Origin of the sequence: Pseudomonas sp. SWRI51 (assembly GCF_014268825.1) — a bacterium.
GTDB lineage: Bacteria > Pseudomonadota > Gammaproteobacteria > Pseudomonadales > Pseudomonadaceae > Aquipseudomonas > Aquipseudomonas farsensis.
Genome location: NZ_JABWRG010000135.1, coordinates 1 through 11,590, shown reverse-complemented (window position 1 = coordinate 11,590; position 11,590 = coordinate 1). Strand labels below are relative to the sequence as shown.

The window sequence follows — 11,590 nt, the reverse complement described above, 5'->3', positions numbered from 1 at the left end:
GGGCCGCTTCGCAGCCCTTTCGCGACACAAGGCCGCTCCTACACAATCAAAAGCGACTTGCCTGAAACCATAGAATCCCCCACAGCAACAGGTTACAACTGCGCATCGCGCACCAGCCGTTCCAGCCCCGCCAGGTCCGGCACCCGCGCCACCTGGTCGCCCACCTGCACCGCCGCCAGCTCCAGCGTTGCCAGGGGCACATCCACATAATTGAGCTGGCTGTCCAGCTTGCACGAGCGCGGAATATCCTGCAGCAGCAGCGCCAGGTAACGCAGCCCGGTATCGCCCAGGGCGTTGAGCACCACCACCCGCGCCCGCTCACCGCACGGGGTATAACCGCCGCAGGCGGCCTCGAAGCCAATCAGCGGCAAACGCTGCTGGCGCCAGTCCACCCAGCCCATGTGCCAATCCACCTCGCCCTCTTCACAGGCAATGCTGCGCTGGCCTATCAGCTCGGCCACCGCCACGTTGGGCAGCACCAAGGTGCGGTCGCCCAGCGGCAGCAACAGCCCGGTCAGGGTGCTGCGCTGGCCGGCAATGTGTTCAAGCATGATGCTGGCTCCAATGGGCAATACTCTGCAACAGCAAGGATTCCTGATAAGGCTTGCCGAGGTATTCGTTGACCCCGATGGCCATCGCCCGCTCGCGGTGTTTCTGCCCGGTACGCGAGGTGATCATGATGATCGGCAAGTGTTGCAGGCGCGGGTCGCGGCGAATGCGCGTGGCCACCTCAAAGCCGTCCATGCGCGGCATTTCAATATCCAGCAACAGGACGTCCGGCCGGTGCTCTTCAAGCAGGGCCATGGCATCGACCCCGTCCTTGGCCGTCAGCACGCTCATGCCGTGGCGCTCCAGCAGCCGGCTGGTGACCTTGCGCACCGTCACCGAGTCGTCCACCACCATCACCAGCAACGGCCGCCGTGGCGCCGGGCCAATCAGCGCCCCCTGGCTGTCGGCAGCGCCAGGCAGCCGCGCCAGGCGCCGCTGCTGGCCGCGCAACTGGCCAAGCAGGTCGAGAATCAGCACCACCCGGCCATCACCGAGCAAGGTCGCACCCGACAACCCCGGCACCGCGGCAAACTGCGGGCCCAGGCTCTTGACCACGATTTCGCGGCTCGGCGACAGGCTATCGACCTGAATCGCAAACGACTGTTCGTGGGAATGGGTCAGCAGCACCGGCAGCGGCACGCTCTGCCCAAGCAGCGCCGGTTGGCCGCTGCCCTGCACCAGTTCGCCCAGATAGCGCAGCGCGTACTCGTGGCCGGCATAGGTGTAGCACGGCGGATCGAGCCGGTAGCAGGCCTCGAGTTCCGCCGGCGGCACGCGCACGATGCCTTCGATGGTGTTCAACGGGATGGCGTACTGTTCCTCGCCCAGGTGCACCATCAACGCCCGGTTCATCGACACCGTGAACGGCAGGCGGATCTGGAACCGCGCCCCGCGCCCGGGGCTGGACTCGATACTCATCGAGCCGCCCAGTTGCTTGACCTCTTCATGGACCACGTCCATGCCCAGCCCGCGCCCGGAAATCTGGGTGATCTTCTCGGCGGTGGAGAACCCTGGCCGCAGGATGAACTGCAGAATCTCGTGGTCGCTCAAGTTCGCCTGCGGGTCGAGCAGGCCGCGTTTTATGGCTTTTTCGCGCACTGCCTGCAACGGCACCCCGGCGCCGTCGTCGCTCATTTCGATCACGATATCAGCGCCTTCGTGCAGCAGGTCGAGGTGGATGGTGCCCAGCTCCGGCTTGCCGGCTGCCAGGCGCGCCTCGCGCGACTCCAGGCCATGGTCCACGGCGTTGCGCAGCATGTGCTCAAGCGGCGCCACCATGCGTTCGAGCACGCTGCGGTCCAGCTCGCCCTCGGCGTTGCCCACCACCAGCTCAACCTGCTTGCCCAGCTCGCTGGCCACTTGCCGCACCACCCGCTGCAAGCGCGGCACCAGGCGTTCGAACGGCACCATCAGCGTGGCGGTGAGGCCTTCCTGCAACTGGCTGTTGACCCGTGCCTGCTGTTGCAACAGGCCGTGGGTTTCCTGCGAGCGCTGCAACAGCGTCTCGCGCAGGTCGAGCAGGTCCGAGGCTGACTCGAACAGCGCCCGCGACAGCTGCTGCAACTGCGAATGGCGGTCCATCTCCAGCGGGTCGAAATCGTCGTAGACATCGCTTTCGAACGGCTGGCGGCTGGAAGACCCGCCTTGGGTTTCGATATCCAGGCGCAACAACTGGTCGCGCATGCGCTCCAGCGTGGTTTCCATCTCGTTGAGGGCAAACTGCGCGTCGTTGACCTGCTGCTCGATGCGCCCACGGATCACCGCATGCTCGCCGGCCAGGTTGCCGAGGTCGTCGAGCAGCTCGGCATCGACCTTGACCATGTCGGCAGCACGCTCGGGGGCGGCGGCCGGGCTTTCGGCGGGCAGTGGTTCAGCCTGGGACTGGCCGGCGGCACTGTCGGTGAGGGCCGCGCTGGAGAAGTTGCGGATGTAGTCGATCAGCGCGGTGGCGGCATGCAACTGCTGGCCCATGCGCACGGCATCAAGCATGTGCGCCAGGCGGTCGTGGCAGTTTTGCAGCAGGCTGAACAGCGCAGGCGTCGGCGGCAGGCGCCCGGCAGCCAGCAGTTCGTAGAGAAATTCCAACTCGTGGGCCAAGTCGCCGATCGCGGCGATTTCGACCATGCGCGCGCCGCCCTTGAGGGTGTGCAGGTCGCGCAGCAGGTTTTCCACCTCTACCGTACTACGTGGGTCGGCCTGCCAGCGGGCCAATGACTGCGCGGCGCTTTCAACGATGTCTGAGCTTTCTTCAAGGAAGACTTCAAGCAGCTCCTTGTCATCGGCGGCCTCGGCAGGCTCGTGCACAGCCTCGCTTGGGGCCGGCGGCGGCGCACTGTGGCGGTACTCGCGCAGCTCGGCCAACAGCGCTGGCGCCGCTACCGGCGCCTGCCCCTGGTGCAATTGCTGGAGCATGTCGGCCAGCGCCTGATGGCAACGGCGCAGCAGCTCGAACAGCCTGCCCCCGGTGCCCAGCCTGCGGTCCGCAACGCCTTCGTAGAGCAACGCCAGTTCAGCGGCAAGCACTTCAACCGCGCCGATGGCGGCCATCTGCGCGCCGCCCTTGAGGGTTTGCGCATCCTGTTGCAGCGCCGCGAGTACCGACAGGTTGTCGGGCTCTTGCTGCCAGCGGCTCAGGGCTTGGCCGGCGCTGTCGAGAATGTCTTCGGCCTCGTCGAGAAACAGCTCGATCAAGCTCGGCGCCACCAGCGGCATCACCGCCTGCGCCCCGACCACGCCCACCTGGCTCGGGTCTAGGGCATCGTCGAGCATCCCCCTCAGCTCGGCCAGGCATTCGGGGCGTGCATTGAGGTCTTGCCCTGCGGCCAGTTCGTCGAGCAAATCGAACAGGGTTTCATGGGCCTGGGCGGCGACGCTGAAGAAGCGCGGCGAAGGCGGCAGGCTGCCCTCCTCGACCGCGCCATACAGGTCCAGCAGCCCTTCGCAGATTTCGTCCACCTGCCACAGTTCGGCCTGGTGCGCGGCGTGGCTGAGGGTGGTCATGTCATCGAGCAGGGCCTCGAGCCCCTGGCGCTCGCTCGGCTTTTGCTGCCAGTGGCTCAGCAGCGCGTCGGCATCCAGCAGCGTGTCCATGGCCTGGCCAAGGAAACTTGCGATCAGTTGCGGGTCGCGGCGGCTGCGCCGCGCCGGGTGCGGGTCGGTGTGCTGCTGGGCAAGCCGCGCATCGACAGTCTGCCCGACTTGTTCGATCAACTCGCCGGCCCCCGGGATCGGCGCCAACGGCGTGCTGCCCAACTGCGCAAGGCCCAGGTGGAACAGCGCCCGCGCCGCTTCGAGCAGCTCGATTTCCACCCGCAGCAGCGGCTGCTCGTGGCCTTTGTATTCGCGCACCAGGCGGTCGAGGGCTGTGGCGAGTTCTGCCACCGGCATGACCCCGGCCATCGCCGCGCTGCCCTTGAGCGTGTGCAACGCCCGTTGCAGGTTGTCGCTGACCGGCGTGCCCTGTGGGTCGGCGTCCTGCAAAAAGTCATCGAGGCCGGCCAGGTGGCCCTGGGCCTCGTTGCGGAAGATCTCCAGCAGGTTCGGGTCAAGCCCGTCAATGCGTGTGCCAGGGGCTGCGTCGTTCAACGCCAGCGCATGCAGATGGCCGGCCAGCTGTTCTATTTCAGCAGTGGCTGGCACCTGCCCCACGGCAAAATCGGCCAGCAGGTCAGGCAAACGGACGAACACCTGCTGCAACGCCACCAGCCCTTCGGCGCTGAGCACGATGCGCCCTTCAAGCACGCGGTTAAGCAGATGTTCGGCGCCCCACGCCAGCTCTGCCAGGGCCTGCGCATGCACCATGCGGCCGCTGCCCTTGAGCGTGTGCAGGGCGCGGCGCACTTCAACCAGGGCGTCGCGCAGTGTGTTGTCGGCGCGCCAACGCAGCCACTGGCGCTCGATTTCCGGCAGCAGCTCGCCCGCTTCTTCCATGAACACTGCACGCAGCTCATCGTCGATGCCGTCCACCGCCTGCGCGCTGGGCGGGCTTGCGGCTGAGCGTTGGCAATACACGCCGAGCGCCGCCATGCCGGCCTGGGCCATGTCGATAAAGTGCTGGGCATCGGCCAGCGGATCGGCCACCCGCCATTGCAGGTAGCTCTCCATCGCGCACAGGGCATCGGCCAGGTGCGCCAGGTCATCGGGCAGCGGCTCTTGGTCAAGGTGGCCGAGCCAGCCCTGCACGTAGCCGGCAGCGGCGCCGATCACCTCGGCGGCTGCGGGCAGCATCAGCATGGCCAACGCCCCGCGCACCTGCTGCAACAACCCCGGCAGCGCCTGCAGGCGCTGGCGCGACCAGTCCGATTCAAGGCAATCGCCGATCAGGTCCTTGGCCTGGTGCAGCACGTTCAGCGACTCGTTGAGCACCAACTGGCGGGTGTCAGCCAGGTCGGCACCCGGCAGGCTGCCGGGCAGGGTTTCTTCGAGCGGGCCGACCATGCCGTTGAGCGTTGCCTCGACGTACAGCAGCGCACCGGCCACATCCATCAACAGCGCTTCATCAACGGCATCGTTGTGGTCGGCCTGTGCCTGCAACGCCAGCACCTGGTCGATGATCACCCGGCGCGGCTGCTGGAAACCCAGCACCGCCAGGGTATCGGCGACATGGCGCAGCGGCGCCAGCAAGGCATCGAGCGGTTCGCGGGGGGCAGCATTGCCGCTGACGAACGGGTCGAGGCGTTCCTTGATGCGCATCAGGTCGTCGCACAGGGCCATCACTACCGAACGCAGCGCATCGCGGCCAGCACCGGCCTGCATGTGCTCGCGCCAGTTGCCCAGCGACAGGTCCAGGTCGGCAAGGTCGGCAGCACCGGCCAGGCGTTGGCCGAGGTCGCCCAGCAGGCTGCCCTGGGCCAACGGCTCGGCGCCACGGCATTGGCGCAACTGGTTGAGCAGCGGCAGTACCACCAGCGGCAAGTCGTGACGCGCCCCGCGCAGCCGGTCCAGGTACGGCGGCAATTGCTCCAAGCCGCGAAACAGCGGCCCCAGGCAGTCGCCGCGCGGCGGCACCTGACCGTCAGCGATGGCCTGGGCGAGCAGTTCGAGTTCTTCGGCCAGGCGCGTGGCGCCGGGCAATTGCAACATGCGCAGGCAGCCATGCACCTGATGCAGGTTGTCGACCACGAACGCCAGCATCGACAGGTCGTCCGGCGCCCCGGCAAAACGTTCCAGGGCTTGGCGCGCCTGGCCCAGGCAGTCGAGGATGGGTGCCTTGACCCAGGCCAGGGCAACCGTGTCGTGGCGGGCGCTGCCCAGGCTCGGCTCGCTCACGAGCGCTCAGCCTTGGGCAAGGTGAAACCGGACACCGAGCGACGCATCTCGCTGGCCATGCGCGCCAGGTGGCGAATGCTGTCGGCGGTGGCGCCGGAGCCGGCCGAGGTTTGCGCGGTAATCTGCTGGATCACCGCCATGGTGTGGGAAATCTGCCCGGCAGATGAGGTTTGCAACTGCGCCGCATCCGAGATGCTGTGGATAAGTTCGGCGAGGGTCTGCGAGACGCCTTCGATCTCGGCCAGCGCCACGCCGGCGTCCTGGGCCAGGCGCGCCCCGCGCACCACCTCGGCGGTGGTCTGCTCCATGGAGATCACCGCCTCGTTGGTGTCGGCCTGGATCGTGCGCACCAGCGCCTCGATCTGGCGCGTCGCCGAAGACGACCGCTCGGCCAGGCGCTGCACCTCGTCGGCCACCACCGCAAAACCACGGCCCGCCTCGCCCGCCAGCGACGCCTGAATGGCCGCGTTGAGGGCAAGGATGTTGGTCTGGTCGGCAATGTCGTCGATCAGGCTGACGATATCGCCGATTTCCTGGGACGACTCGCCCAACCGCTTGATCCGCTTGGCGGTGTCCTGGATCTGCTCGCGAATGTTGTCCATGCCGTTGATGGTGTTGTGCACCACCTCGTTGCCTTTGTTGGCAATCGCCACCGAACGCTCGGCCACCTTGGCCGACTCGTAGGCATGCGCCGACACCCGGTCGATGGACTCGACCATGTCGCCGACCGCTTCGGACGCTTCGCTGATCTGGTCGGCCTGGTGCTCGGAGGCCTTGGCCAACTGGCGCGCGGTGTTCTGCGTGTCCTGCACTGCTGCGGCGACCTGCTCGGCACTGTGGTTGATGGTGCCGACCAGGTCGCGCAGTTGGTCGACCGAGTAGTTGATCGAGTCGGCAATCGCCCCGGTGAAGTCTTCGGTCACCGATACCGTGACGGTCAGGTCGCCATCGGCCAGCTCTTCTATTTCATCGAGCAGGCGCATGATTGCCTGCTGGTTGCGCTCGTTCTTCTCGGCGGTTTCTCGCAGCTGACGGTGGGTGGCGCGCACCATCACCAAGCCAATCAAGATGATCGAGGCCAGCGCCAGCAGCCCCAGCACGTAACCGCCGACGGTATCCAGGGTGCGCCCGTTGGCCAGGTTTTCGAAGCCGTTGGCCAGGTGCGAGGCTTCGTCGAGCAGGGTTTGCGAGAGGCTGAAGATGTTGCCGGCCGCCTCGCGCACCCGCAGCAGCTCCGGCGAGGTTTCCAGAATCTCGTCCACGGAACCGGCCACGAACTGGAACAGCTCGGCGATTTCCGCCAGCCGCGCACGGGCATCGGCATCCTCGACGCGGGTGACCTGAATCGCCGGGTTGCCGGCCAGCATGCCTTCGAGCACCTGGCCGAACCGGCTGGCGTCGCGGCCAAAGGTGTCGGCCGCCTGCACCGAGGCTTCGTCGCCGCCCAGCACCGTGTTGACCGAACCGAGAATACGCTCGGCCAACAGCAGTTGGCGCTGGGCCACCGCAACCTGGCTGGCCGGGGCGCCGCTTTGCAGCAGAATCTCCACCACTTTTTCGTATTCGACCTGCAACTGCGGCACGGTCTCGGCCAGGGTCGCCGCCACCTGGTGCAGCGACAGCACGGTTTGCTCGCTGGCCAGGATGGTGTCGGTGTTCTTGCGCAGGTTGTCCCAGTCCTGGCGTACCGCGTCCATCTCGTCCCGCACGGCCGCAGGCGCGGGCGGCAGGCCGGTGGTCTTGTCGCCGTGGCGCAGGTAGTCCCAGCGCCGCTCGAAATCGTTGCGCGCATCACTCAGCTGACGAAACGCCAGGCCCTTGCCGGCAGCAGCTTCGGTGGCGTTCTTGGCGATGCGCTGGGACAACACGCGCAGCTCGCCGGCGTGGCCGATGTATTGCTTGTCGTGGTTGGCCTGGGTATTGAGGTACGCGAAGTTGGCGAACAACAGCACGATCGACAGGATCAGCACCACGAACAGCACGGTGATCTGCGCGGTGCTGCGCGGGCGCTGGGCAACGGCGGCAGGTGAAACGGTAGGGCCCGGCTTGTTCACGTCGAAAAATCCTCTACTACAACGCCACATCGAGAAAGCCCGGCGCCTGGGCCAGGGCGAACGGGCTGAAAATCGCCCAGTTGCGCTCACGGGGGAAATGCCCTTGCACGAAGGGCGCTGCGGCGCGAAGCAAAGGCTGCGGTGGCGACAGCTCAAGGCTGCTGAGGGCAAAATGCTGCAGCCCCACCACTTCATCCACCAGCAAGCCTGCAAACAGCTCTTCATGGTCCAGCACCAGCACCCGGCGCTGCTTGCCGGCGGCCGCCGGGCCAAGGCCGAAGAACGCGCTCAAGTCCATCACCGGCAGCAGCCGCCCGCGCAGATTGGCCATGCCCCGCACCCACGGCTGCACACCCGGCACGCGGCTGCTGCGCGGCTCGCGCAACACTTCGGCGACCTCGCCCATGGGCGCGACGAACCACTGCTGGGCAAGGCGAAAGCCAATGCCGCTCCACTGCTGCAGGCGCGGCTCGTGGGGCGGCTGGTCGGCCACCAGCAGGCGACAACGCCGGTCGATGTCCAGCAACAGCTCGAAGGCGGTCAACGACGCGCCTTGGGGGCGGCTGGTCAAGCGCCGAGCACTTCGCTGAGCTTGGCGATCAGGGCGTCTTCTTCGACCGGTTTGGTGAGAAAGTCCCGGGCGCCTTGGCGCGTGGCCCAGATGCGGTCGGTTTCCTGGTCCTTGGTAGTCACCACCACAACCGGAATGGCGCTGGTTTCTGGGTCTTTGCTCAGCTGGCGAGTGGCCTGGAAGCCGTTCATGCCAGGCATGACGATGTCCATCAGCACGGCGTCGGGCTTTTCCTGGCGGGCCAGGGCCACGCCGTCAGCGCCGTTGTTGGCCTTGAGCACCTGGTGGCCGTGCTTTTCGAGCCATTCGGTCAAGCGGTACATCTCTGTCGGCGAGTCGTCGACAATCAGAACTCGGGCCATGCTGTTTCCCCATGTGTAACTGAAGGCGCCGCCTTGGCGGGCGGCGTCAGGGTGCGTGTTGGTGCTGCGCGGCGAAACCCGGCACATGGGCGCGGATCGCATCGAGCAGTTCGTCCTTGCTGAAGGGTTTGGTGAGGAACTGGTCGGAGCCTGCCACCCGCCCGCGCGCCTTGTCGAACAGGCCATCGCGCGAGGACAGCAGGATCACCGGGGTGTCCTTGAATTCGCTGTTGTGCTTGATCACCGCGCACGTTTGATAGCCGTCAAGACGCGGCATGAGCACGTCGACGAAAATGATGCGGGGTTTGTGGTCGATGATCTTGGCCAGGGCATCGAAGCCGTCACTGGCGGTGATCACCTCGCAACCGGCCTCACCGAGCAACATCTGCGCGGTGCGGCGGATCGTGCGGGAATCGTCGATCACCATCACCTTCAGGGGTTGTTCCATAAATTCGCCACCTCTAAGAGCCGCAGGCTTGCAGCTTCTGGCTAGCGGCTTGATGGGGCCTTTTTAGCACACTCCCTGTAGCCATTCCATCTGCTCGCCACTTGACCCGGCGCGCGTCGGGCGCCACCCTGAGCCACTTTTATTTTTGTGCCATCGCGGTCAGCTGCCGCCAAGAGGAATTACCCATGAGCGTTCGCCTCGGGATTGTCATGGACCCCATTGCGTCCATCTCCTATAAAAAGGATAGCTCGCTGGCCATGTTGCTGGCCGCCCAGCAACGTGGCTGGAGCCTGTTCTACATGGAGCAGCGCGACCTGTACCAGGGCGAAGGCAAGGCCCGCGCGCGCATGCGCCCCTTGAAAGTGTTCGCCGACCCCGCACACTGGTTCGAGCTGGGCGATGAGCAGGACAGCACCCTGGCTGAGCTTGACGTGATCCTGATGCGCAAGGACCCGCCGTTCGACATGGAGTTCGTTTACAGCACCTACCTGCTGGAGCAGGCCGAGGCCGACGGCGTGTTGGTGGTCAACCGCCCGCAAAGCCTGCGCGACTGCAACGAAAAACTCTTCGCCACGCTGTTCCCGCAGTGCACGCCGCCCACCCTGGTGAGCCGCCGCCCGGACATCATTCGCGAATTCGCCGCCAAACACGGCGATGTGATCCTCAAGCCGCTGGACGGCATGGGCGGCACGTCGATCTTCCGCCACCGCGTAGGCGACCCCAACCTCTCGGTGATCCTCGAAACCCTGACCTTGCTCGGCACCCAGCAGATCATGGCGCAGGCCTACCTGCCGGCAATCAAGGACGGCGACAAGCGCATCCTGATGGTCGATGGCGAGCCGGTCGACTACTGCCTGGCGCGCATCCCGGCCAGCGGCGAAACCCGTGGCAACCTGGCCGCAGGCGGCCGTGGCGAGGCCCGCCCGCTGAGCGAGCGCGACCGCTGGATCGCCGCCCAGGTAGGCCCCACGTTGCGTGAAAAAGGCCTGCTGTTCGTCGGCCTCGACGTGATTGGCGAGCACCTGACCGAAATAAACGTCACCAGCCCGACCTGCATCCGCGAGATCGACGCCGCCTTCGGCACCGATATCGGCGGCCTGCTGATGGACGCCATTGATCGCCAGCTCAAGGAAAAAAATAGCTGCAAGCTTTAAGCTGCAAGCCTCAAGTTGAAGCAGGCCGGCGTATGGCAGGCTTCAACTTGCCGCTTGAACCTTGCAACTAGACGCTAACCATGACGCTGCCCGCCGACATTCCCACCGATTTGCTGCCACCGCGCGTTCGCCCGGTGGACCGGCTTGGCTTTACCTTGTTTCTGGCTGCCGTGGTGCACCTGGCGCTGATCCTCGGCGTGGGCTTTTCGGTGATCAAGCCTGCCGATATCCGCCAGACCATGGATATCACCCTGGCCACCTTCAAAAGTGAAAAAGCGCCTGACAAAGCCGATTTCCAGGCTCAGGAAAACCAGCAAGGCAGCGGCACCCTGGACAAGAAAGCGGTACCCAAGACCACCGAAGTGGCGCCGTTCCAGGACAGCAAGATCAACAAGGTGACCCCGCCGCCTGCCGCCAGGCCCGAGGTTGCAGCGCAGCCGGCGCAGCAAAAGTCGGCGGTGACCACCCAGGCGCCCAAGGCGCACAAGGTCGAGCCAAAGCCCAAAGAGAGCAAGCCGCAGCCAAAGCCTGAGGCCAAGGTGCCGGACTTCGACAGTTCGCAGCTGTCCAGCCAGATCGCAAGCCTTGAGGCGGAGCTGTCCAACGAACAGCAACGCTACGCCAAGCGCCCGCGCATCCACCGTTTGAACGCCGCTTCCACCCTGCGCGACAAAGGCGCCTGGTACAAAGAGGAATGGCGCAAGAAAGTCGAGCGCATCGGCAACCTCAACTACCCCGAAGAGGCCCGGCGCCAGCAGATGTACGGCAGCTTGCGCATGATGGTGTCGATCAACCGCGATGGTTCGCTGTTCGAAGTGCTGGTGCTGGAGTCCTCCGGCCAGCCGGTGCTCGACCAGGCCGCCCAGCGCATCGTGCGCCTGGCAGCCCCGTTTGCACCCTTTACCGGCGACATGGCCGAGTTCGACCGCCTGGAAATCATCCGCACCTGGCGCTTTGCGCGGGGCGACAAGCTGTCGAGTAATTGAAGGGCCAATACAGCCTGTGCCGGCCTCATCGCAGGCTGGCGCCAGCTCCCACAGGGACCGCGCCCAGCCTCGATATTGTGGGGTGCCCCAATCCCTGCGGGAGATTCTATGGTTTCGGGCAAGTCGCTTTTGATTGTGTAGGAGCGGCCTTGTGTCGCGAAAGGGCTGCGGAGCAGCCCCAGCGATTCTGGTGGGTGC

8 protein-coding genes are annotated in these 11,590 nt (G+C 65.8%); 2 read left to right on the top strand and 6 right to left on the bottom strand.

Annotated elements, in window-relative coordinates:
• Positions 1 to 92 precede the first annotated feature (92 nt).
• The 6 genes from HU720_RS22895 to HU720_RS22870 are packed head-to-tail and all read right to left on the bottom strand — an operon-like array spanning position 93 to position 9,252.
• Positions 93 to 551, bottom strand: coding sequence for a chemotaxis protein CheW (locus HU720_RS22895; RefSeq protein ID WP_186523226.1), 459 nt, complete (start codon positions 549 to 551; stop codon positions 93 to 95).
• Positions 544 to 5,802 carry an Hpt domain-containing protein gene (locus tag HU720_RS22890; RefSeq protein ID WP_186523233.1) on the bottom strand — a complete coding sequence of 1,753 codons (5,259 nt, stop codon included), beginning with the start codon at positions 5,800 to 5,802 and terminating at the stop codon, positions 544 to 546. The genes HU720_RS22895 and HU720_RS22890 overlap by 8 nt, the downstream gene beginning before the upstream one ends.
• An 11-nt stretch (positions 5,803 to 5,813) precedes the next feature.
• The gene (locus HU720_RS22885) at positions 5,814 to 7,871 is read right to left on the bottom strand and encodes a methyl-accepting chemotaxis protein (RefSeq protein WP_186523221.1); all 2,058 of its coding nucleotides are present in this window, start codon (positions 7,869 to 7,871) and stop codon (positions 5,814 to 5,816) included.
• A gap of 16 nt (positions 7,872 to 7,887) precedes the next feature.
• A complete protein-coding gene (locus HU720_RS22880; RefSeq protein ID WP_186523220.1) occupies positions 7,888 to 8,442 on the bottom strand; it encodes a chemotaxis protein CheW in 555 nt (184 codons plus the stop codon).
• A complete protein-coding gene (gene pilH / locus HU720_RS22875; RefSeq protein ID WP_186523219.1) occupies positions 8,439 to 8,804 on the bottom strand; it encodes a twitching motility response regulator PilH in 366 nt (121 codons plus the stop codon). The genes HU720_RS22880 and pilH overlap by 4 nt, the downstream gene beginning before the upstream one ends.
• 46 nt (positions 8,805 to 8,850) lie before the next feature.
• On the bottom strand, positions 8,851 to 9,252 hold the full coding sequence (locus tag HU720_RS22870) for a response regulator (protein ID WP_186523211.1): 402 nt from the start codon (positions 9,250 to 9,252) through the stop codon (positions 8,851 to 8,853).
• A 185-nt stretch (positions 9,253 to 9,437) separates the two neighbouring features.
• On the opposite strand from HU720_RS22870, the gene gshB reads away from it, so the two are divergent.
• Positions 9,438 to 10,406: a glutathione synthase gene (gshB, locus tag HU720_RS22865; protein ID WP_186523209.1), complete on the top strand. Its 969-nt coding sequence runs from the start codon at positions 9,438 to 9,440 to the stop codon at positions 10,404 to 10,406.
• 80 nt (positions 10,407 to 10,486) lie between these two features.
• Positions 10,487 to 11,392, top strand: a complete 906-nt coding sequence (locus HU720_RS22860) for an energy transducer TonB (RefSeq protein ID WP_186523207.1) — start codon at positions 10,487 to 10,489, stop codon at positions 11,390 to 11,392.
• The last annotated feature ends 198 nt before the right edge of the window (positions 11,393 to 11,590 follow it).